Origin of the sequence: Pontibacter indicus (assembly GCF_900156345.1) — a bacterium.
GTDB lineage: Bacteria > Bacteroidota > Bacteroidia > Cytophagales > Hymenobacteraceae > Pontibacter > Pontibacter indicus.
The window spans coordinates 192,898-218,285 of sequence record NZ_FTPP01000003.1 but is presented as its reverse complement, the minus strand read 5'-3'; the positions used below and the strand labels follow the sequence as shown (position 1 = coordinate 218,285).

Here is a 25,388-nt window from a genome sequence, read left to right as displayed (position 1 = left end):
GCGCTTATCAATGGTTAAACACCTTGTTTTCAGGTATTTTTAAATTACATGCTAGTTTTAGGATTTGTACAAAAATTATATAATAGAAAGTTGTAATATTTAATTTAGGTGTGATTAAACTGGATAATTTATTTAATAAAATTGAGATTAGCTTCTAGGCGCAGGCTGTGTTATCAAAGTCATCACATTGAAGTTTACCCGGGTTTATACTGAGTAATTTTTCGATTTTACAGAGTACAAACCTGCGCTCTTAGGTCGATCCAAGGTATAAGCAGGTCCATACGACATGGATGACCAAATTATGCCATTTGCTTTTTAGGCTAAACTTTTCTAAATCATTTGTTCAAGTAAACGAATCGCTAAACCTATCGCTCACCTTATACATGAAAAGAACCTTCTACAAAGCAGGATCAGCGGCTTGTCTGTTGCTGGCGCTGGCGCTGGCCTCCCCGGAGGCAGTGGCCCAGAAGCAAAAGCCGCGCAGCAGCAAGCATAAAGAAACAACTGCGACTTTTGACCCGAAACTTTATAACGGCCTGACCTGGCGCTCCATTGGTCCGTTCCGTGGAGGCCGCTCTGCCACGGTAACGGGCGTGCCGGGTAAACCTAACCTCTATTACATGGGCACCGTGGGCGGCGGCGTATGGCGCACCACTGACGGCGGCGCTACCTGGGAGAATATCTCCGATGGCTTCTTTGGCGGCTCCATCGGGGCAGTGGCGGTGAGCGAGGCCGACCCGAACGTAATCTATGTAGGAGAAGGAGAGAAGACGGTGCGCGGCAACGTGTCCTCGGGCTTTGGCATGTGGAAATCAGTAGACGCGGGCAAGACCTGGCAGCACATCGGCCTGAAGTATTCGAAGCACATCGGCCGTATCCGCATCCATCCGACTAACCCGGACATCGTGTACGTAGCCGTAATGGGCGATCTGTACAAATCGCACGAGGAGCGCGGGGTATACAAAAGCACCGACGGCGGCAAGACCTGGAAGAAAACGCTCTTTGCCAACAAGGATGCCGGCGCTGTGGACCTAACTTTTGATCCGAATAACCCGCGTCACCTATATGCCACGACCTGGAATGTGCGCCGCACTCCGTACAGCCTGTCCTCAGGCGGGCCGGGCTCCGGCATCTGGAAGAGCACCGATGGCGGTGATACCTGGAAAGACATCTCGAAGAGCGAAGGCCTGCCAAAAGGGACGCTGGGCATCATTGGCGTAGCCGTGTCGCCGGTGAACTCTAGCAGGGTGTACGCCATGGTGGAGGCGGACGAGGGCGGGCTTTTCCGCTCCGACGACAGCGGCGTGACCTGGAAGAAGATGAACGACGACCGCAACCTGCGCCAACGGGCCTGGTACTATACCCGCGTGTATGCCGATCCGAAAGACGAGGACGTGGTCTACGTGCTGAACGTGGCCTATCACCGCAGCAAGGACGGCGGCAAGACCTTTACCTCGGCCTACGCCGGTCACAGCGACCACCACGACCTCTGGATTGCACCGGAGAATCCATCTCGCATGGTGATTGCCGACGACGGTGGCGCACAAGTGACAACCGATGGCGGCATGAACTGGAGCACCATGGACAACCAGCCCACTGGCCAATTCTACCGCGTGGTGACGGATAACCATTTCCCATACCGCATTTACGGCGCGCAGCAGGACAACTCGACCGTGCGCATCAGCCACCGCTCCACGGGGTATAGCATCACCGAAAATGACTGGGAGGAAACGGCCGGATCGGAGAGTGCGCACTTGGCCGTGAACCCGGAAAACCCGGAGATTGTGTATGGCGGCAACTACGGTGGCTTTCTTTCGCGCGTGGACCACAGCAACGGGCAGGAGCGCGTGATCAACGTATGGCCGGATAATCCGATGGGCCACGGCGCAGAAGGGATGAAGTACCGCTTCCAGTGGAATTTTCCGATCATGTTCTCACCCAACGATCCGAAGAAACTCTACACTACCTCCAACCACGTGCACGTCACCTACAACGAGGGCCAGACCTGGGAGCTGCTCAGCCCGGACCTGACCCGCAACGACTCCACGAAACTGGGACCATCGGGCGGACCGATCACCAAGGACAATACCAGTGTGGAGTACTACGGCACCATCTTCGCCATTAGTGAGTCTCCAGTGGAGCCAGGCGTGATTTGGACAGGATCAGACGATGGCCTGATCCACGTGACGCGCGACAATGGCAAGAACTGGACTAAAGTACAGCCGAAACGTATGCCGGAGTGGATCCAGATCAACAGCCTGGAGGCACACCCGACGCAAAAAGGCGCTGCTTACGTGGCAGCCACCATGTATAAGTCGGGCGACTTCAGCCCATACCTCTACAAAACGACCGACTATGGCAAGACCTGGACGAAGATCACCAAGGGTATAGAAGGCCATCACTTCACCCGCGTGGTGCGCGCCGATCCGAAGCGCCAGGGCCTTTTGTATGCCGGTACGGAGTATGGCATGTATGTGTCCTTCAACGACGGGGAGAGCTGGCAACCGTTCCAGATGAACCTACCCATCGTTTCTATTACCGATCTGACTATTAAAAACGACAACCTGATCGCTGCCACACAGGGCCGCAGCTTCTGGATCATCGACGACCTGACGCCGCTGCACCAACTGAACGCAGGTATAGCGGGCAGCAAATTCCACCTCTACAAGCCGCTCGACAGCTACAAAATGGATGGCGGCAACCGGGGGCTTTCCAAAACAGCCGGCGAGAACCACCCGGGCGGCGTGATGGTGCACTTTTACCTGCCGCAGAAACCGGACTCGGCTACCGTGGTACAGTTGGAGATCCTGGACCAGAACGGCAAGCTGATCCGCAGCTACGCCAGCAATGCCAAAGAAAACAAGGATAAGCTGACCGCGAAGGAAGGCCTGAACCGCTTCGTGTGGGACATGCGCTACCCGGAGGCCAGCAAGTTTGACGGACTGATCCTGTGGGGCGGCGGCACGCAGGGACCAAAAGCTATACCTGGCAGGTATAAGGCGAAGCTAACCGTGAACAAAGAAAGTCAGGAAACCGAATTCACCATTCTGCCGGATCCGCGTACCAAGGCGACAACGCAAGACCGCGCGGCGCAGTTTACTTTCCTAATGGAGGTGCGCGACAAACTGACCGAGACCCATGATGTGATCAAAGACATCCGCACCATGCGTGCACAGCTCAACACGCTCAAGGGCAACCTGAAGGGGCAGGAGAGCTATAAGGATGTGGTAGAGTCTGCCACCGCCATCGACAAGAAGATCACCGCCATTGAAGAGTCCCTGTACCAGACAAAGAACCGCAGTGGCCAGGACCCGCTCAACTACCCGATCCGCCTCAACAACAAACTGGCGAACCTGGTCGGGCAGGTGAGCACCGGCGACTTCCGTCCAACCGATCAGGCCTATGCCTTCAAAAAGGAAATCACCGCCCAGATCGACGAGCAGTTGAACCTGTTCCGGCAGGTGCAGTCGCAGGATGTGCCGGCGCTGAACCGATTGGTGAAGGAAAAAGGAGTAGATGCTATCACGGTGAAGAAAGCAGAGGCTGCCCCGGCCACGGGATCTTTGTAGGAATCGCTTGAGCATTCAAAAAACAAAAAGCCCTGCTATCGTTGGCAGGGCTTTCTGTTTTTTGGCTGTTAGCTAAGACACGATGATCAGATTTTTTCCACTATTAGCCGTGCCTTTTGCTCTTCGCCGTCATGCTCCAGTCCAGGGTATGGCCCAACTTGTTTCAGCGTGAAACGGTAATTGACATCGCCTACTTCGGCTGTCACGGCGTCAGTCTCCTGGGGAACACCGGTTTCACAGTCGCCGAGGCAAAGTTCGATGTTCTCGTTGCTACCCTGGCTATTAGAGGCTCTTACTACTACTGTTGCATTGCCGGCGGTGATGCAGTTGGTGTTCTCCGGGCAGCGCGAATCCTGGATGTTCTTCACGGCAACGATCAGCCTGCGGGGAACGTCGCCGCCCGCGAGCGTCACTTGTTCCAGGTATTTAACCGGCACTTCCTGCCCGAATTTCAGTTCATTTGATTCTTTTGCTACCGTTGTTGGCACTTCCGTCTCTTCCGGCTGGCACTGGGTGAAGAGGGCCAGGCCGAGTAATGGATAAATCAATTTAAGCATAATCTGTAAGCGTTAATTCAATCGTAAGAGCCTCTATAACGTGCGTTGGTTGCATCTGGTATTTAAATTTTAGCAGACCAATGGCTACACATTGTTTATCTGCCGCTTTTATAGGATATTGTGCTTTCATCCCTATACCAACCCAAATTAGTGAGTACCAGTACGACAACCCTCGTCAAACAAAAAGTCAGAACCCTTACCGACCGGCTGCGAAATTTTCGGGTGTACCACCGCTACCTGGGGCTGGTGATAGGGGCTTTTGTGCTGATCAGCAGCGTGACGGGCATACTATTGGGCTGGAAAAAAGATGTGGACCTATTGCAGCCGCCTACCCAGAAAGGAGTCTCTACGGACCTGCAGCAGTGGCTGCCGCTCGCTGATCTGGCAACGCTTTCCATTGCCGGGCTGGACTCAGCAGCTGCTGTGCAAAATAACCCGATCGACCGCATTGAGGCCCGCCTGGACAAAGGCATCGTCAAGACCATTTTCAAAGAAGGCAGCTGGGAAGTACAGCTCGACGCCAGCACCGGCCAGGTGCTCTCCGTCGCCCGGCGCCACTCCGACTGGATCGAGAAAATCCACGACGGCTCCATCATCAGCGACCTGTTCAAGCTGATTTCCATGAACGTGCTGGGTTTTGGCTTGCTGGTGCTAACCGTTACGGGCTTCTTCCTGTGGTTTTACCCCAGAAAGATCCGCCAGATCAAGAGTGAGTAGCCCCTGCGATGCATAAACTCTTAGGCTTTGTGGCGTTAATTATCCTGACCGCGCAAACAGCGGTTGGGCAGGTGTTGACCGTGCGGGACCAGGTAACGCAGCAGCCCCTGGAGATGGTGCAGCTATACTCCGGTAGGCTGGCGCAGGTTCTCACAACCAACCAAAGAGGGCAGGTTGATATTACTTCACTCCAGGGGATGGATAGCATTGTGGTGCGCCTGGTGGGATACGAGCCGGTGGTGCAGAGCTATGAGCAGCTGCAGCAGCGGAAGTTCAGGCTATACCTGCAGGAAAGCACTGTGTCGCTGCAGGCTGTGGTGGTGTCGGTTACGCGCTGGCAGCAGGACGCGAAAGAGGTGCCTCAGAAAGTGAGCACCATCCGGCCCAACGATGTGCTGCTACAACAGCCGCAGACAGCTGCTGACATGCTGGGCCAGTCGGGGGAGGTGTTTATCCAGAAGAGCCAGGGTGGCGGCGGCAGCCCCATGATCCGGGGTTTTGCCACGAACCGGGTGCTGATCGCGGTGGACGGCGTACGGATGAACACGACCATTTTCCGGAGCGGCAACCTGCAGAACGTCATTTCTCTTGATCCCTTTGCCACTGAACGGACAGAAGTGCTTTTTGGACCCGGCTCGGTGATGTATGGCAGCGACGCCATCGGGGGCGTGATGAGCTTTTATACCCTCTTGCCTAAGTTTGCCGCTGGCGATGCGCCACTCGTTCGGGGAAGCGCCGCCGCCCGCTGGTCGTCTGCCAACCAGGAGAAGACGGGTCATGTGGATGTGAGCGTGGGGCTGAAAAAGTGGGCTTTCCTGACCAGCGCCACCTTCAGCGACTACGGCGACTTGAAAATGGGCACGCGCGGACCGGACGATTACCTACGGCACGAGTATGTGCAGCACTTAAGCGGCCATGACGAGGTAGTGCCTAACTCAGACCCGGAGCGACAGGTATACACCGGCTACGACCAGCTGAACCTGATGCAGAAGATCCGGTATAGCCCCAACGAAAAATGGGACCTGAATTACGGCTTCCATTACTCCACTACCAACGACGTGCCCCGCTACGACCGCCTGATCAACTACCGCAACGACAAATTACGCTCGGCGGAGTGGTATTATGGTCCGCAGGTATGGGCGATGAACAACCTGCAGGCGACGCACCAGGCAGGCAACAGGCTTTTCGATCAGCTCAACATTGGGCTGGCGCATCAGTTGTTCGAAGAGAGCCGCCACAACCGCGACCTGGGCAAGCCGATCCGGTATAACCGCTACGAAAAGGTAAACGCCTACTCTGCCAACCTTGATTTTGAAAAGGCGCTGGACCCGCGGCACCACCTGTTCTATGGTCTGGAGGCGATTTACAATCAGGTCGGCTCAACAGGCACCGATGAGAACATTAGCACCGGCCTTACAGTGGCAGGATCGTCCCGCTACCCCGATGGCGCCGACTGGAGCTCCTATGCCGCTTTACTGACTTACCGCTTCAAACCCTCCGAAAAGTTCACTGTGCTGACTGGGGCCAGGTATAACCACATCCTGCTTAACGCCAGCTTCGATGATCGCTTTTTTGACTTCCCTTTCGCCTCAGCCGACATCAATACTGGCGCTTTGACCGGGAGTGCAGGTATAGTCTACAGCCCGGAGGCCAGCTGGCAACTGAGCACCAACTTGTCCACAGGCTTCCGCTCCCCGAATGTGGATGACATCGGTAAGATCTTCGACTCGGCACCGGGACTGGTGGTAGTACCCAATCCCGATCTCAAGCCGGAGTATGCTTACAATGCTGACTTGGGTGCCGCCAAAACTTTTGGGGAGATCATAAAACTCGACGCTACAGCTTTCTATACTCACCTGCAGGATGCGTTGGTGCGGCGTAGCTATACCTTGAACGGCCAGAGCAGCATCGAATACGAAGGGGAACTGAGCCAGGTGCAGGCGATCCAGAACGCGGCCTACGCGACTGTTTGGGGTGTGCAGGCAGGTATAGAAGTAAAACTTCCTGCTGGTTTCGGGCTAGCCTCCCGGTATAACCTGCAGCGCGGCCGGGAAGAACTGGACAATGGCTCGGAGGCTCCTTTGCGTCATGCCGCTCCGGCCTATGGTACCACCCGCCTGACGTATACCCGGAGCCGTTTTAAAGCCGATCTTTATGCCATATATAACGGGGAGGTGAAGCACGAAAACCTGGCGCCGGAAGAGCAGGACAAAGCCTATCTCTATGCGAGTGATTCAAACGGGAAACCTTACAGCCCTGCCTGGGTGACGCTTAACCTAAAGGCGCTTTACCAACTGAGCCAGCACCTGAGCCTGAGTGCAGGTATAGAGAATATCACCGATCAGCGTTACCGTCCTTACTCATCAGGTATAGCCGCACCGGGACGTAACTTTGTGCTGTCAGTGAGAGGCAATTTCTAGGTTAGGGCTATACCTTACCACCTTGCATTTTTCAGGGTGATGCCCAGGCCAGCCAGGCGCTGCCCGTCATGGAAGCTCTGCACAGATCCTCTTAACCCGAAAGTCAGGTGTTGCTTAACCTTCACGTCCAGGTTCAGCGCCAACACATAGCCGGCCTGCAAGCCATTCCGGGACCGCACTTCAGGTCTGAACTCCGTAATACCGCCCTGCCCATCATATTGAATTGAAAGTCCGTAAAGGTCGCGCTCACTGGCATACCGCAAAACCGGGCCCACAGCCGGATAGAGTTGCACAGGCCCGGCATTGACGAACAGGTTATAAGTTCCTTCAAGCGCCACGCCGTTCGATTTTTGAAATATCTCATATCCCTGTCCGTAGCGGCGGGTTTCCTCGATGTAGGTGCCGGTTGCCAGGATCTCGAATCCGGATCGTTTCGAGATCTGCGTCTGTATGCCTCCTATGAACCAGTGGCCGGGTATGTCTCCGTTGCCAGAGTAAACAGTGCCGTAGCCAACTTTTGGATTCCACTTATCCTGTGCCATGGCAGTGAAGGAAAGGCTTAAGAATAGAGCGAGCAGTAGAATTTTTGTTCTCATAAGCTTTGGTTTAGGTAAGCGTTAAAAGATGATAATAATGGGAGTATGCCTATCTAATATATGAAATATTTTATAACAATATGTGTGCCATTATCTTGTCTATTTTTAAGGTATAGGTATAAAATAAAAAAGGCAGCCCGGTTGGGACTGCCTTTTTTGTTACAGGTATGGCCGAAGCCGCGATTAGCTTCTGGTTCTTCTTTCCGGCGCCTTCAGGGTAAACTCAGAAGTAGCCTTGCCGCCATCGGCGGTTTCAACTTCTACTGTGTACTTGCCTGGCTGCAGGTAGATCACCTTGTTATCGGCGGCTGTTACTTTTACCGCTTCCTCACCATCTTTCTTGCCGCTGTTCAGTGCAGCTTCGTAGGCTTTGGTATTCGCCTCGTCCACCGAGAAGTTGTAGCGCACGAAGTTCAGGCCGCGCTCGTTCTCGTCTTTGAGCTCTTTCAGCACCTGCCCTTTGTCGGTCTTGATGCGGATGGTCGTGGTGCCGGCCTGAGCGGTATAGAACGGAATATCCAGTGTGGACTCCATCGGCTCGCCCCAGGCGCCCCACTTCTGTCCCCAACGTGGGCTGTACTGCACTGGATTGAAAGCGAACAGGTGCAGTTTCTGGTTCTGAATCTCCGGCGTGAGCTGCTGCAGCTGCTCCACATTGGCGATGTAGATGGAGCGGCCATGCGTGCCTACCACCAGGTCATTTTCGCGCGGATGTACCACCAGGTCGTGCACGGCTACGGCCGGCATGCCGTTGCGCATCTGCATGAAGGACTTGCCTTTGTCGAGCGAGATATACAGACCATGATCCGTGCCCACGTAGAGCAGGTTCGGGTTCTTCGGATCTTCTTTCACCACGTTGATGGCTTCGGCAGGCAGGTTGGTGCCCAGGCGCTCCCATTTCTTGCCGTTGTCTTCCGACACGTACAGGTATGGCGTGAAGTCATCCCAGCGGTAACCGTTCAGGGAGGTATAGATGCGGTTCTCGCTGTGGTTAGAGGCCACTACCGTTGATACCCACATGTTTTGTGGCAGCTTCTTAGAGATGTTTTCCCAGTTATACCCGCCGTCTTTCGACACGTGGATCGTGCCATCGTCGGAGCCGGTGTAGAGCAGGCCAAACTTCAGCGGCGACTCGTCAATGGAGGTCAGGGTTCCGAAGCCCACGTCGCCTCTCAGGCCGCCGTTGGTCAGGTCGCCGGAGAGGGTCTGCATCTCCTCGCCACGCTTCATGGAGCGGTGAAACTTGTTGGAGCCGAAGTACAGGATATCCTGGTTGTGGCGGCTCAGGTGAATCGGGCTTTCCCAGTTGAAACGCAGCGGACGCTCACCCAACTCGTGTGTTGGTTTGATCGAAGTACGTTCCCCGGTGCGCTTGTTCAGGCGGGTGTAGTTGCCGTATTGCGAACCCAGGTATACCGTGTTGTTGTCGCGAGTATCGATCTGCACCATCATGCCGTCGCCACCGCCAATGCGCTGGTACGGATAGCGGCCGTTCTGCGTCCAGGCGGCGCTGGCCTTGTAGTTGCTCGGGCCATACCAGGTACCGTTGTCCTGCAGACCACCATAGATGTTATAAGGCTTCTCCATGTCCACGGCAATGGCGTAGAACTGGCCCACAGAAGGCGAGTTGGCAATTGCCCAGGTCTTGCCATCGTCGTAGGTGATGTTCAGACCACCGTCGTTGCCGTTGATGACATAGCCGGGTTTGTCGGGACTCACCCACAGGGCCTGGTGGTCGGAGTGCACGTTCTCGCCCTCGATGTTGCGGAAAGTCTTGCCCCCGTCATCGGAAGTCAGGAGCGGCACGCCCAGCAGGTATACCTTGTCCGGGTTGTGCGGCGCCACGCGCACTACGCCAAAGTAGTAGCCGTAGCTCGAGTACATGTCGTCGATCGGCTGCTCGTGCGTTTTCTTCCAGGATTTGCCGCCGTCGTCGGAACGGTACAGTTCAGCGCCTTTCACCGGAGCTTCGGTGGTCACCGCCAGCGGGTCCTCAAGGTACTCGGCCAGGGCAGCAGGTTTGAGCTTGCCGCTCTTCACATCTGCCTTCACCGATTTGGCAGAGTATTTAGAAGGAAAACGATTGTTGTCGAGGAATTCATTCAGCGCCTTATCGTTGAGGGCCAGGAAAGCCTCTGTGCTCATGCCTTTGAACTGGTCTTTCTGCAGCTCGCCGGCTTTTGGTGCCTTCTTCTCTATCGGACGCAGTTCCTGGTTGTCCAGGAAAGCGTAGAGGATGTTCGGGTTGCCCGGGTGAATGTCGAGACCGATACGGCCTACGCCTTCTGAAGTTGGGAAGCCGCTGCCTTCAGTGGTCACGCGGGTCCAGGTGTTGCCGCCGTCCGTTGACTTATGGACGCCGGAGGTCTTGCCGCCCTCCACAAAGTCCCAGGCACGGCGCTCGCGGTGCCACATGGCCGCGTACACGTTGTTCGGGTTCTTCGGGTCGATCACCAGGTCAATGGCGCCGGTATTATCATCGATGAAGAGGGTTTTCTTCCAGGTCTTGCCGCCATCGGTCGTTTTGTACACGCCGCGATCTTTGTTGGGCGAGTACAGGTGCCCCACCGCCGCTACCCAAAGCGTGTTCGGGTCGGTCGGGTGGAGGACGATGCGACCGATGTGGTGCGTGTCGTCGAGGCCCATGTGCTGCCAGGTCTTGCCTCCGTCGGTGCTCTTGTACACGCCCACGCCGGAGTAAGAAGAGCGGCTGGAGTTGCTCTCGCCGGTGCCGATCCAGATGGTCTCGCCGTTGTTCCAGTCCACGGCAATGTCGCCGATCGTCATCACCGCCTCGTTATCGAAGAGTGGCTCAAAGGAAATGCCGTTGTTGGCGGTTCTCCAAAGACCGCCTGAGGCATAGGCTGCGTAGAAAACAGTCGGGTCCTTCGGGTTTACATCCAGGTCGGTGATGCGACCGCTTTGCACAGTAGGGCCTACGTTTCGGAAGGCCACGTTTCTGACAAGGGAGTTCTGGTCGAGTTGCTGGCGCTTCTCGAATGCCTGCAGCCTTTCTTTGGCGGGTGTGTAGGCCGGCTGCTTGGGTGCTTTCTTCTGTGCCTGCACAGCGCCCCCGCTCAGGGCCACCAGCAGCGCGACAGAAAGTATACGTTTTTGCATTTTGTAGATGTAGGTATAAGTAGATTAGTTTGGTTTAAGCTTCTAAAGCTAAGGAATTGTACCGGATTTTGGAAGGAGCCGAAGAGATGTAAAACATTTGTTATATTGGATCCTGGATATTATTGACCCAGGACATGTAGGATTGTAGTTGTTTCCACAGGCATAACAGGACCTCATTTTTCGACACCAATAGCAGATTCCCCTCGTTGAAAGAAGGACTGTGATTACGCCTGACAACAGTGTGTTGGTTTGGAAAGACTTAAAAAAAGAAAGGTTAACTTGAAGCAGGGCTTGGTCCTGAGAAAGTCGATCAATCAGATTTTCCTGAATTCGGGAAAGCTATACCTGAAAAAGGAGCGCTATAAATTGCATATAAAATGAAAATCAATCTGCTGGTATATGGTCTACTGCTGCTGACAGGCACTTTTCAAGCCTGCGACCAAACAATCAATCCATTGTCCCCACATGCCGATGAAGCAACACACCGCATCCTCGTCTTCTCCAAAACAGCAGGGTTCCGGCACGCGTCTATACCTCACGGCAAGGCGGCGCTCCTGAAGCTGGGGCGTGAGCATCAGGTGAAGGTGGATACGACAGAAAATGCAGCTTATTTTGTGGCTGACTCCCTGCAGCGATACCAGGCGGTTATCTTTCTGAACACTACCCTGGATGTGCTGAACCCCGAGCAGCAAATGGCATTCGAAAATTATATTCGAAACGGCGGTGGCTTTGCAGGCATACATTCCGCCTCAGATACAGAGTACGACTGGCCCTGGTATACCAAGCTCGTTGGCGCCCAGTTCGAGAGCCACCCTAAGGTGCAGCAGGCAACCGTTGCTGTGGTTGACAAAGATCATCCTGCAACGAAAGGACTCCCAGCCAGGTGGGAGCGCACCGATGAATGGTATAACTTTAAAAGCTTGAACCCGGATGTGCAGGTATTGGCCAAACTGGACGAATCAACTTATGAAGGAGGCAAGAATGGAGAGCACCATCCGATCGCTTGGTTTCATAGCTATGATGGTGGCAGGGCATTCTATACCGGTCTTGGCCACACCGTAGAAAGTTACAGCGAGCCAGCGTTTCTGGAGCACATCTGGGGAGGCATTGCCTATGCCATGGGAAAAGAGCTTGAGTAAAATCGAGCCACTTGCGTACTACACTTTCACAGGCTTGGGCAGACAGCATTCGTTTTTATAAGATACCATATAGTGAATAATACACTTGATATACTGATCGTAGGCGGAGGCCCCATCGGGCTGGCCTGTGGTCTGGAGGCTAAGAAAGCCGGCTTGACATACCTGATCGTGGAGAAGGGCACGCTGGTGAATTCTCTTTTTAACTATCCCCTTCACATGACCTTTTTCTCCACTTCCGACCGGCTGGAGATTGGCGGCTATCCGTTCCCTTCGATCCACGCCAAACCGAACCGGAACGAGGCGCTGGAGTATTACCGCCGGGTGGCAGATACAGGTGCGCTAAACATCAACTTGTTTGAAGAAGTAACGGAAATTGTACCGGAGGATGGGCTATACCTGATCAGCACCAGCAAGGGCCGCTACAGGGCAAGGCACGTGATCATCGCGACTGGTTTTTACGACATCCCAAACAGGCTCGGTATACCGGGCGAGGAGCTTGACAAGGTACGGCATTACTACTACGATCCGCATTTTTACTACAAGCAGAAGGTGGTGGTCATCGGGGCCAACAACTCGTCGGCGGACGTGGCGCTGGAGACCTGGCGCAAAGGGGCCGAGGTGACGATGGTGGTGCGCGACGGAGAACTGGGCCGCATCAAGTACTGGACCAAACCCGACCTGGAGAACCGCATTGCCGAAGGCTGCATCAAGGCCTATTTTAAGTCCCGCCTCACCGAGGTGCGGGAAACCGAAGTGGATATCCAGACGCCGGAGGGGAAAGTCACGATCGCCAATGATTACGTGATGGCCATGACCGGTTACCAACCGAATTTCGCTTTTCTGGAGAAGGTGGGCGTGAAGCTGTCGGACGACATCTACCGGCACCCCTTCCACAACCCCGAAACCATGGAAACCAACATGCCGGGGCTATACCTGGCAGGAGTGGTGTGCGGCGGCATGGAAACGCACATTTGGTTCATCGAGAACTCCCGTGAGCACGCCGTGAAGATCGTAAAGCATATAGTGGGGGAGCAGCAGGCTAAAACATAAAGCCCAATTGCAGCGAGAGCCGCTTGTAGGTTATCTTTTGATCCGTCATGCCGCGGCCCCAGAACGTGCTGGTTTCGGCTTCCTGGGTTTTGTAGCCGGCTGCAAAGGTATAGGCAGTGCTATGGCCGCTCCTGACACGGATGCCCAAGGCCGGGTTGAACATCCAGCCGCCCTTCTTTTCCTCCATGTCAGCTTCATGACTAAGAAATGAGGAGCCATACCCGGCATCGATGCTGTAGATCGGGCTGATGCGTGAGTTAAAAACCTCACCCCGAATACCCAGGGCAAAAGGCGTGATCAGGAGGTTATTGTAAAAGTCGAAGCCGGTGGTGGCGCCAATGGTCAGCAGCCTGTGCAGGCGGAAACCGTTGAAGATCTCCACAGAGGGCGCCGCTACAAAGTTGTCTATATCGTTCTGCTTGTTGTTTCCATACAGGTAGCCGAGTTCTACGGTGCCCATGTAGCGCTTCAGAGGCTGTTCCTCAGACTGTGCCATCGTTATTCCGGAAGTGAAAAGAAACAGGGTGAGCAGGTATAGCAGCTTCATGTCAGGGCGATAGGGGAGTTAGAAGGGTTTAGCGGGATACAGGGAGTTTGCTGAGCAGCCTGATGTCTTTCACGTTGCTGTAGTCATACTGGTAGAGGCCGTCCTGGCCGATCAGCAACAGGTTACTGCCCAGCGGAATCACATCAAAGGCATCGTGCCCTTTGAAATGGGAGATCAGGTTGTCACTCACTTTCAGATGATCCTTCGCATCAAAAATCTTCAGGCCATATTTGCCCTCACACAGGAAGAGGGTCGAGTGGTCTATACCCAGCCCGTGCGGATTTTGCATCGGGTAGGTTTTGAGAAGCTGTGGGCTGCGCGGGTTGCTGATGTCGATCACTTCGAGCTGGTTGGTGAAGCCGGCGCAGGCATTGCCTGAGCGCAACGTCACCCAGGCCAGGTTACCTTCCACCACCACCGGGTCGCAGCTGTTGACGTGCGCGTAGGTGGACAGGTGCACCGGCTTTGTCGGGTTGCTGTTGTCGTAGATGTGCATGCCGGTGGTGGAGCCGATGAACAGCTTGTCAGCGTAAGGGAAGATCGTTTCGATGCCCCAGCCCAGCCTGATTTTCTCGCCTTTCTTCGGATCGGCTGTGTTGCTGATGTCAAGCACCTGCAAATCGGAATTGCTGACGGTATAGAGGTGGTCGCCTGAAATAGTAAATCTGGCCATCGAGCCGCCTTTGCCAGTTGAGTTGCTGGGCTGCACTACGGAGGCTGAAGCGAAGGACCGTCCGTCCATCGTCATCCAGCCATTAAGCCAGCCCGGGCCAGCGCTGTTGCAGTCGGTGCCGGGTGGCTGCGTGATCTGTGTTTCTACAAACTCAGAGATGAACACAGAAGCCGTGTCGTTGACCAGCATGCCAAAATAAGTCGGGAATACGTTTTCTACGCGGTTGACCAGTCTCACATCAAGTGGGTTGCTGATGTCCAGGGCCACCAGGTCGATGTAGCTGTCGGCATACAGGATATTGCCCTTCACGGCCATATCCAGGTTGCCCGGTATGGTGATGAAGCTCAGGAAGCGGGGAGCGCTTGGGTTGGAGTTATCTACAATGTGAACACCTTTGTCCACTTCGTTGATGAAAAGGTAATGGCCCTTGGCGTAGATCTTTCCAGGCTCGCGCAGGGTTTGGGCAGGCGCTACCTTCACAGCCTGCTGCAGGTCTGCCCGCAGCATGTATACCGGCTCGAACACGGTATAAGTGGTGGTCGATTCACATTCGTCGGCGCAGGAGCTGAGCAGCAGGGCCGGCAGGAAAAGCAACAGGGCAATCGTCTGTCGCACAACGGGTAGAAGTCCTTTTCTCATAAGCGCTGATTCTAAAGTGAGCGTGAACTGTTATGATCATATGCTACAAAATGCCACTTACTTACAGGACCCCGAAATAATCGTAATGGTTGTAAGGCGATCTAAAAATATTTCTAAAACCGTTTCTTCCGGCTGGAATTGTTGCGACTGTCGTAATGCCTGCCGCCATTATTTTTAGGTCCAGCACCGCCTGGTTTTTTTGGAGCGCCGCCCGGTCTTTGGGGCCTGCTGCCAGTGCCGAAGCTACTGCCAGCGGTCAGGCTTTTGAGTTTAGCGACTTCCGCCTCGGTTAGTTCGCGGTACTCCCCTGGCTGCAGCTCGCCCAGGCTCAACGGGCCAATAGCCGGACGAATCAGACGCAGCGTTGGGAAGCCCACCACGGCCGTCATGCGGCGCACCTGCCGGTTCATGCCCTGCGAAATTTTGATCTCTACCCAACTTGTCGGTATTTCTTTCCGGAAACGGATCGGTTTGGAGCGCTCCCATACCTGCGGTTCGGCCTCCAAAAGCATAGCCTTGGCAGGTGCTGTTTTGACTTCCTTAATCACGACCCCGCGTCGCAGTTCTTCTAGGGCTTCTTCGGTAGGTATACCATCCACCTGCACCCAATAAGTTTTCTCAATCTTGAATTTCGGGTCAGACAAACGGTGCTGGAGCGTTTTATCATCGGTGAGCAGCACAAGCCCTTCGCTGTCGTAATCCAACCGGCCGACGGGATAAATACCAGGTATAGGCACAAAGTCTTTCAGCGTAGCGCGGCCGCTTTCGTCGGTAAACTGCGTTAGGACTTCGTAAGGCTTGTTAACGAGGATGTATTTCAAGTTGAGTTAAGAGTTAAAAGTGTTGAGTTAAGAGTTGGCGATGCGACGACGTTACATCGTAGCGTCGTGAGTTACGTAGCCCTGCAGTCTTTCTGTAAGGACAGGTCGCGACTTAATTCCTTTTTATTAAAAGACTACAGACGCTATATGTCATCTCGACAGCATGGAGAGATCTGGATTAGTTTAGAGCAATGGCATGATTTCAGATTTCTCCCGATGGTCGAAATGACAGAAAATGCTTAAGTTGACATCGTTGGGTAGCGCTTGTCCAAATCGTGCACAAACAACAATTAACAATCAGCAATCAACAATTCAGTCACCTACACCTTCTCCGGATGACGAATCTGAAACTGCAGATTCCAAGAATTTTTCAATAAATCATAATCCGGGCGGATGATGGAGTAGAGCACCGAGTCTTCGTTCACGCCGTCCACTACATAATGCTCCCGGATCACGCCTTCCAGTTGCATCCCGAACCGTTTGAGCAGTTTGATGGAGGGCGTGTTGTAGTCGGCGGCCAGCGCTTCGATGCGGCGCAGCCCCATCTCCTCGAACCCATAGGCAATGACGGGACCCAGGGCCTCCTTCATGTATCCCTTCTGTTTGTAACTGTCATCGAGCAGGGCATAGCCAACTTCGGCCCGCCGGTGACTCACAATCCAGGTATGGTAGCCGCAGCGGCCTAGTACCGTGCCGTTTTCCTTGTGCAGGATTCTGAAGTTTTTGAAGGAGTGGAAATAAGTGGTCAGGCCTTTGCTGAACTTGTCCTTTTCCTCGGCCAGCTCAGCCGCGTTCTTCAGCCCAAGGTATGCGCTTATTTCTGCATCGCTGCAGGCGGTGAACAGGTGCTGGTAGATGGCAGGCGTGAGCTCGCTCAGGTATAGGCGCTCGGTTTCGAGTACAACAGGCTGGGGATATTTGGAGTCTTTCATAGTGCTGCATCAAAACTAATAACTTCCATTGTATTTCCGCACAAACCATTCGCCACATACCAGCGCCAGGATCACGAAAAAGAGCCACTTTAGATCTACCAAATCATTGAGCGACTCAGAGCTGTAGATCAGGTCTTTGTGTTCTGCCTTCAGGATGTCTTGCTCGAGCTGTTGCAATTGGGCCGGGTAGTAGAGTCTGGAGCCGGTATTGGCGCCGAGTTGGTAGAGCAGGTTGTGGTCGGCCACGGCATGCAGGGCTTCTAGTTGTTGCTCCTCTACCACAAACTCACCTTTGTCCTGCTGCAGCGAACCGTTGATGCGGGCCGAGGCATTATAGGTATAGCGGCCGCCCGGCAAAGTGCCGATGTTCACCCCGGACTGGTTCTCGCCATTGGCAAACTCAAAAGACTTTTCGGCCCCTTCCGTATCCTGAATCTTGAGGGTGATGTTCTGCCCGTAGATCGGCTCGAGTGCCTCGTTGTAGGCCTCGGCAGCGAAGCGGATCTCGTCGGAACTGGTGTACTCGTTTAGCTGCGGGTATACGTTTAGGCGCTTTTTGTTGCGCGGCGCCGTGAGCAGTTGCACCAGGTTGGTGATCAGCTTGTCATACACGGCGGCGTTTTCGTGGGTGGCCGTTTCGGTGAGGCGCCATTGCCAGGTGCCTGATGCCAGCAAAGCCGCATTGCGCCTGTCGCCTACGGTTTGCACCGTGAGCAGCGGCTTGTTTGTACGCACACGGCCTACCTGCTGGTAGAGCACCGTTTCGGTGTTTGGCGTGAGCTGGTAATCGCCGTACGGCACGGTAGCAGGCGGGTACTGCTGCAGTCGCTCGGTGGCTTCTTCGGCTACTTTAAAGGTGCTGAAGCTGGGGTTGATAACACTGGTTACCTCGTCGGACTGCCCTGGCGTGTTGATTCTTATACCTACGTTGAGACGGTTGAAATTGCCGATGTCGCTTTGTGGGCCCACAATGTAGAGGGCGGGCAGGTTCTTCTGGCGCACCAAATTGAGCGCCGCATCACCACCGGCTGTGCGGCCCGGCAACTGGTGCAGCACGGCTACGTCGTAATCCTGTTGCTTCAGGGTGGTCAGGCCAGGTATAAACAGCTCTGTCTCGTAGTTCTCATTCGACTCAATGGCAGCACGCAGCGCCTTTATATCCGGATGCGGAGAGGCGGCGGCCACCAGCACTTTGATCTTGCCTTTCACTACATCGATGTACGCGCTCCGCGAGTTGTTCAGTTCCGTGAACTCACCCTGCTGCGGCAGCACTTCCACCTCGTAGTGACGCTTGCCCAATCCGCCTGCCATCACCTGAAAGGGCACCTGCTGCAGCGGCTGGCCTGCTCTGAGGGTAATCGTTTTACGGTCGATCACCTTCTTGTTCTCCTTCAGTTGCACCGTCACAGTCGTGCCGTCGAAGCCCTGCTGTTGCACCTCAGCCTCCAACGGGAAGCGGTTGCCGCTGTAGTTTACCTTGTTGTAGCGCAGCGAAGCCATCACAATGTCTTTCTTGGGCACAGTATCACCAACGGCTACGGGGTAGATGATATAATTGTAATTACTGTAGGTAGGAGAGGTGCCCTGGTTTACAATGCCGTCCGAGAGCAACACGACACCAGCCAGGTTCTGCTGCTCGAAGTCGAGCTGCACGTTGCGGAGCAATTCGCTCAGGTTAGTGCTTTGTGCCTCATACTGCAAGTCGCTCAAGTTTTGAGGGGCATCGGATGCACCCAGCACCCGAACCTCGGTCTGTATACCTTGTTCCTGCAGTTTGTCGCGCAAACCCTGCAAACCCTGCTGCGCCTGCCTGAGCTGCACCGAGTCCGAAAACAACTCTACCGACTCCGAGTTATCCACGGCAAACACGATGGTGGGCGCCTGCGTGCTGTTCTTGACGTAGCGCACCAGCGGGCCGAGCAGCAGGAAGCACAGAAAACTCACCACCACAAAGCGCACCGCCGCCAGGGTATAGTTTATACCTGCCGACCAGGGCGTGCGCTTGCTATACAGCAGCCAGGCGTAGAGCGCACCTGCAGCCAGACAGGCCAGGATCAGCCAGGGCGAATAGGTCGTTATGAGGCGGAAGGAATCCAAGGAAGTTAAAAGGTTAGAAAGTTTAGGAGTTAAAAAGTTGAAACAGGGGCGATGCCGCTTTTTGGTTTGGGAACATCAGTATACCTAGACGTAAACCTGCTCACGAAGTTAGGACGTCTTGGCATTCTGAAAACTGAAATCTAGTTTACCGAATTTTATCTTCGACTCGATCAGATCGATGTGACGGTAATGGCCCGTTACAGCGACATGATCAGGCGTATACCTGACATGAACGAGTTCTGCTCCCAGCCAATAGTGGAAGAGCCGGAAAAACTTGTTCGGAGATGCCAGCACTGTTTCGGCATCGCGCTCTGAAATAGTCTCACGGCCTTCTTTCTGCAGGAATCTAACAGCCCATTCTGCCACTTGCTCTGGTTCTGCTATACCTGTTATGGTCAAGGTATGTTTTTGGAAAGAAAACGCATGGATGATACCTCCGGCCACCGGAAAAAGCCAGAGACCCGCTGAAGAAGACACATCCTGCCGGAATTCGTTAAGCGTTGCGCTGGAGGCTACTAACCAGAATACCAGGTATACGAGCATCAAAACTATAGCGTAAAACAATATGCTCAGTGCGAGAACCAATGCAAAATGCTTCAGTTGCGGACGATGCTTCGTAAGGGCAAGTTCCAATTCCAGCCTCCTTTCAGTTTGTTTAGCAGGTATAAATGTTTTCCATTCTAAATATAAAACAAAAAGACCAATGCTACTAACGTAAACGCCACAGCATTGGTCTTTTTGTTAATGACTAATGAGGAATGAATAATGATTAATTTTTAGTGTCTCAATTATTCACTCATTCACTCAATCAAAAATCACTCACTATTATGTCAGCATGCCGCCGTCTACCTGCAGCACCTGGCCGGAGATGTAGGCCGACTGGTCTGATGCCAGGAAGGCTACGGCGTTGGCCACGTCCTCCGGCGTACCGCCACGCTTCAATGGGATGGCTTTTCTCCACTCGTCTACCACTTTCTGGTCGAGTTCGCCTGTCATTTCCGTTTCGATGAAGCCTGGGGCTACAGCGTTGCAGCGGATGTTGCGCGAACCCAGTTCCAGCGCTACCGACTTGGTGAAGCCGATGATGCCTGCTTTGGAAGCCGAGTAGTTGGCCTGTCCGGCGTTACCTTTTATACCTACCACGGACGTGATGTTGATGATCGAGCCGCTTTTGGCGCGCATCATGTGCTTGGTGGCACCTTTGGTCAAAGCAAATACAGATTTCAGGTTGGTGTTGATCACCGCATCCCACTGCTCTTCTGTCATGCGCATCAGCAGTCCGTCGCGCGTGATACCGGCGTTGTTCACCAGGATGTCGATCTTGCCAAACTCGGCTACCACATCCTCGATCAGTTTCTCGGCTTGCGCCATGTCAGAGGCGTCAGATCGGAAACCTTTGGCTTTGCCACCGTTTGCAGTAAGTTCCTGCTCCAGGGCCTGGCCTTTTTCAACGCTTGAGAGGTAGGTGAATGCTACCTGTGCGCCCATGACTACCAATTTCTCGGCGATGGCGCGACCTATACCTTTTGATGCCCCGGTTACGAGGGCTACTTTTCCTTCTAGTGCTTTCATAAGGGTCAAAGTTATAAAAGATTTTTTTATTCAGAAGAGCCGCCGCATCCTCCTGTTTTATTTAGCTCTAATTTTCTGATTGCGAGTTATTTGTATTGCCACCTGTATGAAAATGTACAATTGGTGCTGCCGCTTTAAAAAGTGTTTGATGCTATACCTTGGCCTTGTATATAGTTTGCAACATATTTATAATCTGAATATTGTGTTGTAAAATATTTTTATTTCTATCGGTTAAACCATATTTTCGTGCCATTCTTTCAACCAAAGGTACCCCGTAATGTTCAAACGTAGTGTCGGACTAGCCATCCTGATCGCGGTGTCGTTGTTCGTGTTTATCACGGCTGCGCAAACAATCAGCTTCAAAAACTTCAATTTCCCAACCGAGGAAGAAGCCCCTGAGCCTGAACCCGAGCCAGTGGTGAAAGTCAAAAAGCCCGCCCCGATCATCTTCGGCATCCCCACCGACACACTCGAAATTGTAGAAGGTACCGTGGAAAGAGGGGAGAACCTGTCCGAGATCCTGGCCAGCTTCAATATCTCGCCTGTCACCATCGACCAACTGGCCCGCAAGTCGAAGAAAATATTCGACGTACGCCGCATCAACGCCAAGCGCAACTACATCATCCTGCACGCGCAGGACTCAGCCCAGACAGCCCGCTACTTTATTTATGAGCCAAATGAGGTGGAGTACGTGATCTACGACCTGAACGGGGAACTGGACGTGCGCCTGGAGAAACGCGAGGTGGAAGTAGTAGAGCGTGCCATAGCCGGATTTATCGAGAGCTCCCTGTTTGAGTCTATTCTGGCGGCCGGGGGTTCGCCCCAACTGGTCAACCACTTTGCCGACATCTACGCCTGGCGCCTCAACCTGAGCCGCCTGCAGCCCGGCGATCATTTCAAGCTAATTTATGACGAAAAGCAGGTGAACGGCGACGTGATCGGTTTTGGCAAGATAAAAGCCGCCTACTTTGAGCACGAAGGCAAGCCGCTGTATGCCATCGCTTTTGAGCAGGACGGGCAGAAAAGCGGTTATTACGACCAGGACGGCAAGAGTCTCAAAAAAGCTTTTCTGAGAGAGCCCCTCGAATATAGCCGCATCAGTTCCCGCTATACCATGAACCGTTTCCACCCGGTGCAGAAGCGCTACAAGCCGCACCTGGGCACTGACTTCGCCGCCCCGCGCGGCACCCCGATCCGGACGGTAGGTGACGGCGTGGTGCTAGAGGCCGCTTTCACCAGAGGCAACGGTTACTATGTGAAAATCAAACACAACAAGACCTATACCACCCAATACCTGCACATGTCCAAGTTCGCGAAAGGCATCCGGAAAGGAACCCGCGTGAGCCAGGGCCAGACCATCGGCTACGTAGGCAGCACCGGCCTGGCGACAGGGCCGCACCTGTGTTACCGCTTCTGGAAAAACGGCAGACAGGTAGACGCCCTGAAAGTGAAGCTGCCATCTGCCCACCCGATCGAAAAGAAGTATATGGACGCTTTTGAGGAAGTGAAGTCCGAGTTGGAAGACAAGCTGATGGCGATCGAACCCAAAGGCGTGCAGCAGGAATTGCTGGCGGCTGATCAGTCAGGCAAGAAGCTGGAGGAGGATGAGGTATAACGTTTATTAAATGTGAAACGAAAAGGGACGCCGCAAAGCGTCCCTTTTTTTATCTGTAATCCCTCTACCCTCCTTTTTTTGAGAGCCTTACACCCAAAACAGGAGAGATATTATAGATAGCCAGTGGTGGTGCATAGACCTCGCAGCGTCTTTAGACCTACGAGTGTCTTGTTTGCTATGCGGGAGCAGTTGTCAGAATCAGAATTTTCAGGATTCTTGTGCACGATTAACATCCCCCTGCCCCCTTCTTTGTCGAGGGACCCTACCCCCAAGTGGGACTTTCTGCTGCTGCCAATTCAAGGTATAAGCACTGCAACAAAGACCACAAAAACCACTGGCAGGTATAGTAAGACTAACTTGCACTCGAACTATAAAACAGCTAGCGGTGCCAGGTGCACCAAATGACACTCCACTGTTCGAGCGGTCAGCGAGTGGGGGTAGGGGCCCTCGATTTGGAGGGTCTTGACTTTTTTGCTTACTTTTTGTGTCAAGACAAAAAGTGAGTGCCCGCCGCACAGGCGAAACAGCAGCCCGCCCGGCTAGGGCAAGCTATGAAACAAGACCGGTTGCTATACCTGCAACTACACCAGATACAAGTATACCGGTACTATGCACCAGCGGCCAGAGTCCGCCCGCTAGCTCACACTCGCGGGACGCGAGCGAGGGCACAGTGGTATACTAAATGCCAGCTATACCTATACCCGCCAACGGGGCCAGAGGCCCCACGATAGTAGACACGAGTGCGGACGTTTGCGCTATACCTAGCGCGAGCAAGAGTTTAGTTTACTTCGCTGTATTAGTAGCAGTAGAATTCTGATCGCAGAACTGCTTCAGGTACTGCGCGGCTTCTTTTAGACCCAACTGCTCGGCTTTCACCCAATCCTCGCAGGCGCCGCTCACGTCGCCGCTGGTATAGCGGAGGCCACCGCGGTTGTAGTAGGCATCAGCAAAGTCGGGTTGCAGGGTAATGGCGCGACCATAGTCGATGATGGCACTGCGGTAGTCTTTCAGGGCGAAGCGTACCAGGCCGCGGTTATTATAAGTGCGCGCCTGCTTCTGATCAATCGAAACAGCAGTGTTGAAGTCGATCAGCGCGCCTTTGTAATCCTGCAGGTTGTATTTCGAGAGGCCGCGGCTGTTCCAGGCTTCGATGTGTTTGGGGTCGAGCTCGAGGGCTTTGGTGAAGTCAGAGATGGCGCCTCGGTAATCGAGCAGGCGGTCGCGGGCGATGCCCCGGTTCGTGATCGTGACGATGTGCTCGGGCTCCTGCTTCAGCACTTCGCTGTATTCTTTGATGGCCTCGGAGTACTTGCCAGACTTAAACTTTTGGTTACCTGCATTAAAGTGCTGCAGCGCCGTTTTCTGCGGGGCAGCCTGTGTCGCAGCCTTTTGCGAAAAAGCCGGTAATGCGAAAAGTACAGGGATGATCAGAAGTAAAATTTTTCTCATGCAGCAGGGGTTAGCTCATGTTATGGTGCGCAAAATACAACAGTTCAGCCCAATACGGAATAGGCATGTCATTTTTTGAAGCGATTCTTTGTATAGTGGAGGTGCGGGCTTTGTAAAGTACTACTAATCGGGTGGGTGATAGTGATATAGAAGTGGTTTTGTGAAGTTGGGATTATCGCTTAATTTTGCTCAACATTTAAAAAAGAGAAACTATGGCATCAAAATACGATTTAGTAGTGCTGGGTAGTGGCCCGGGCGGTTACGTGGCGGCCATCCGCGCGTCGCAACTGGGTTTGAAAGTAGGTGTGATCGAGCGTGAGTCGCTGGGCGGCATCTGTTTGAACTGGGGCTGTATCCCAACCAAGGCACTGCTGAAAAGCGCAAACGTGTTCGAGTACATCAACCACGCAGCTGACTACGGCATTACGATCGGTGAGGCCTCTGTAGACTTCAACGCCGTGATCAAGCGTAGCCGCGGAGTGGCCGACGGCATGAGCAAGGGCATCCAGTTCCTGTTCCGCAAAAACAAGATCGACGCCATCATGGGCAACGGCAAAGTGGTGGCCAAAGGCAAAATCGAAGTGACTGATGCTGATGGAAATAAAAATACAGTAGAGGCCGACCACATCATTCTGGCAACAGGTGCCCGTTCGCGCGAGCTGCCTAACCTGCCAATCGACGGCAAGAAGATCATTGGTTACCGTCAGGCCATGGCGCTGGACAAGCAGCCGGCGAGCATGGTAGTGGTAGGTTCTGGTGCGATCGGTGTGGAGTTCGCTTACTTCTACAACGCCATGGGCACGAAAGTAACCATCGTGGAGTACATGCCGAACATCGTGCCGGTTGAGGACGAAGAGGTATCGCGTCAGCTGTCGAAGTCTTTCCGCAAGTCGGGCATCGACATCATGACGGAGGCTTCTGTAGAGGCTGTGGACACGAAAGGCGACCTGTGCAAAGTGACTGTAAAGACCGCTAAGGGCGAGCAGACACTGGAAGCAGAAGTGGTGCTTTCGGCGGTAGGTATACAGACCAACCTTGAGAACATCGGCATTGAAGAACTGGGCATTAAGGTAGACAAAGGTCGCGTGATCGTGGACGAGTACTACAAAACCAACGTGGACGGCATTTATGCTATCGGCGACATCGTGCCGGGCCCTGCGCTGGCGCACGTAGCGTCTGCCGAGGGTATCATCTGCGTGGAGGCCATCACGGGTCACGACCCAGAGCCGTTGAACTATGGCAACATCCCGGGCTGTACGTATTGCTCTCCAGAAATCGCCTCTGTAGGTCTGACGGAGAAAGCCGCTCGTGAGCAAGGTCTGGACATCAAAGTAGGCAAGTTCCCATTCTCAGCTTCTGGCAAGGCAAGTGCCGCCGGCGCTAAGGATGGCTTTGTGAAGGTGATCTTCGATGCGAAATACGGCGAGTTCCTGGGCGCGCACATGATCGGTGCCAACGTAACGGAGATGATCGCCGAAGTGGTAGTAGCCCGCAAGCTGGAGACCACTGGCCATGAGATCATCAAGGCGGTGCACCCGCACCCAACCATGAGCGAGGCTGTGATGGAAGCGGCCGCCGCTGCTTACGACGAAGTGATTCACCTGTAATTTTTTCAGGTATAGCCATAAGAAGCCTGGCCGGAGAAATTCTGGTCAGGCTTTTTTGTTTCAGATGCTGCCCGACAAAAGCTCAGATCCAAGTTGTCAACGAAACTGCTGTCTGTTTCTTTATTCATTTGAGAAATGTGTAGGTGGCTGATGCTCAATGGTTAAAGCATCGGGGCGGATTTTTTTATAAACTCAGGTTGCAGAAAGGGATTGTCATTTTTCGTGATAAATTAAGTATATTGCAAACCTGAATAACTCAATAAAGGCG

At 53.7% G+C, this 25,388-nt stretch carries 18 protein-coding genes; 7 read left to right on the top strand and 11 right to left on the bottom strand.

Going from position 1 to position 25,388, the window contains the following annotated elements; translation table 11 throughout:
- Window positions 1-383 precede the first annotated feature (383 nt).
- Window positions 384-3,569 (top strand): VPS10 domain-containing protein, encoded by a 3,186-nt coding sequence (locus B0B12_RS15700; protein WP_076670811.1) that lies wholly within the window; start codon window positions 384-386, stop codon window positions 3,567-3,569.
- Window positions 3,570-3,655: 86 nt separating this feature from the next.
- Here the strand turns inward: B0B12_RS15700 and B0B12_RS15695 are convergent, their stop codons facing one another.
- Window positions 3,656-4,126 carry a hypothetical protein gene (locus B0B12_RS15695; protein WP_076670809.1) on the bottom strand — a complete coding sequence of 157 codons (471 nt, stop codon included), beginning with the start codon at window positions 4,124-4,126 and terminating at the stop codon, window positions 3,656-3,658.
- Window positions 4,127-4,276: 150 nt separating this feature from the next.
- Between B0B12_RS15695 and B0B12_RS15690 the strand changes: the two genes are divergently transcribed.
- Both B0B12_RS15690 and B0B12_RS15685 read left to right on the top strand, forming a co-directional pair.
- Window positions 4,277-4,843, top strand: coding sequence for a PepSY-associated TM helix domain-containing protein (locus B0B12_RS15690; RefSeq protein ID WP_076670807.1), 567 nt, complete (start codon window positions 4,277-4,279; stop codon window positions 4,841-4,843).
- 8 nt (window positions 4,844-4,851) lie between these two features.
- Window positions 4,852-7,263 carry a TonB-dependent receptor gene (locus B0B12_RS15685; RefSeq protein WP_076670805.1) on the top strand — a complete coding sequence of 804 codons (2,412 nt, stop codon included), beginning with the start codon at window positions 4,852-4,854 and terminating at the stop codon, window positions 7,261-7,263.
- Between the two features lie 14 nt (window positions 7,264-7,277).
- Here B0B12_RS15685 and B0B12_RS15680 read toward each other — a convergent pair whose 3' ends face one another.
- Entirely contained in the window at window positions 7,278-7,859 is a 582-nt protein-coding gene (locus B0B12_RS15680) for a hypothetical protein (protein ID WP_244554736.1), read from the bottom strand.
- A 183-nt stretch (window positions 7,860-8,042) separates the two neighbouring features.
- Entirely contained in the window at window positions 8,043-10,979 is a 2,937-nt protein-coding gene (locus B0B12_RS15675) for a VPS10 domain-containing protein (protein WP_076670801.1), read from the bottom strand.
- Window positions 10,980-11,356: 377 nt separating this feature from the next.
- Here B0B12_RS15675 and B0B12_RS15670 point away from each other — a divergent pair, with 377 nt between their 5' ends.
- Both B0B12_RS15670 and B0B12_RS15665 read left to right on the top strand, forming a co-directional pair.
- Window positions 11,357-12,118 carry a ThuA domain-containing protein gene (locus tag B0B12_RS15670; protein ID WP_076670799.1) on the top strand — a complete coding sequence of 254 codons (762 nt, stop codon included), beginning with the start codon at window positions 11,357-11,359 and terminating at the stop codon, window positions 12,116-12,118.
- A gap of 72 nt (window positions 12,119-12,190) precedes the next feature.
- Window positions 12,191-13,168, top strand: coding sequence for a YpdA family putative bacillithiol disulfide reductase (locus B0B12_RS15665; protein WP_076670797.1), 978 nt, complete (start codon window positions 12,191-12,193; stop codon window positions 13,166-13,168).
- Here B0B12_RS15665 and B0B12_RS15660 read toward each other — a convergent pair.
- The 7 genes from B0B12_RS15660 to fabG all read right to left on the bottom strand — a co-directional run bounded on the left by B0B12_RS15660 (window position 13,158) and on the right by fabG (window position 20,449).
- Entirely contained in the window at window positions 13,158-13,715 is a 558-nt protein-coding gene (locus tag B0B12_RS15660) for a hypothetical protein (RefSeq protein ID WP_076670795.1), read from the bottom strand. The two genes, B0B12_RS15665 and B0B12_RS15660, sit on opposite strands and share 11 nt — an antisense overlap.
- A gap of 28 nt (window positions 13,716-13,743) precedes the next feature.
- Entirely contained in the window at window positions 13,744-15,027 is a 1,284-nt protein-coding gene (locus B0B12_RS15655; RefSeq protein ID WP_076670793.1) for an LVIVD repeat-containing protein, read from the bottom strand.
- A gap of 113 nt (window positions 15,028-15,140) precedes the next feature.
- Window positions 15,141-15,848 carry a pseudouridine synthase gene (locus B0B12_RS15650; RefSeq protein WP_076670791.1) on the bottom strand — a complete coding sequence of 236 codons (708 nt, stop codon included), beginning with the start codon at window positions 15,846-15,848 and terminating at the stop codon, window positions 15,141-15,143.
- Window positions 15,849-16,168: 320 nt separating this feature from the next.
- Window positions 16,169-16,780 (bottom strand): GNAT family N-acetyltransferase, encoded by a 612-nt coding sequence (locus B0B12_RS15645; protein WP_076670789.1) that lies wholly within the window; start codon window positions 16,778-16,780, stop codon window positions 16,169-16,171.
- A gap of 15 nt (window positions 16,781-16,795) precedes the next feature.
- Entirely contained in the window at window positions 16,796-18,877 is a 2,082-nt protein-coding gene (locus tag B0B12_RS15640; RefSeq protein WP_076670787.1) for a vWA domain-containing protein, read from the bottom strand.
- 108 nt (window positions 18,878-18,985) lie between these two features.
- The gene (locus tag B0B12_RS15635; RefSeq protein WP_139337820.1) at window positions 18,986-19,420 is read right to left on the bottom strand and encodes a hypothetical protein; all 435 of its coding nucleotides are present in this window, start codon (window positions 19,418-19,420) and stop codon (window positions 18,986-18,988) included.
- Window positions 19,421-19,702: 282 nt separating this feature from the next.
- Window positions 19,703-20,449, bottom strand: a complete 747-nt coding sequence (gene fabG, locus B0B12_RS15630) for a 3-oxoacyl-[acyl-carrier-protein] reductase (protein ID WP_076670783.1) — start codon at window positions 20,447-20,449, stop codon at window positions 19,703-19,705.
- A 277-nt stretch (window positions 20,450-20,726) separates the two neighbouring features.
- Here fabG and B0B12_RS15625 point away from each other — a divergent pair, with 277 nt between their 5' ends.
- Window positions 20,727-22,064 carry a M23 family metallopeptidase gene (locus tag B0B12_RS15625; RefSeq protein WP_076670781.1) on the top strand — a complete coding sequence of 446 codons (1,338 nt, stop codon included), beginning with the start codon at window positions 20,727-20,729 and terminating at the stop codon, window positions 22,062-22,064.
- 783 nt (window positions 22,065-22,847) lie between these two features.
- Here the strand turns inward: B0B12_RS15625 and B0B12_RS15620 are convergent.
- Window positions 22,848-23,513 (bottom strand): tetratricopeptide repeat protein, encoded by a 666-nt coding sequence (locus B0B12_RS15620; protein WP_076670779.1) that lies wholly within the window; start codon window positions 23,511-23,513, stop codon window positions 22,848-22,850.
- A 212-nt stretch (window positions 23,514-23,725) separates the two neighbouring features.
- Between B0B12_RS15620 and lpdA the strand changes: the two genes are divergently transcribed.
- Window positions 23,726-25,120 (top strand): dihydrolipoyl dehydrogenase, encoded by a 1,395-nt coding sequence (gene lpdA, locus B0B12_RS15615; RefSeq protein ID WP_076670777.1) that lies wholly within the window; start codon window positions 23,726-23,728, stop codon window positions 25,118-25,120.
- Window positions 25,121-25,388 lie beyond the last annotated feature (268 nt).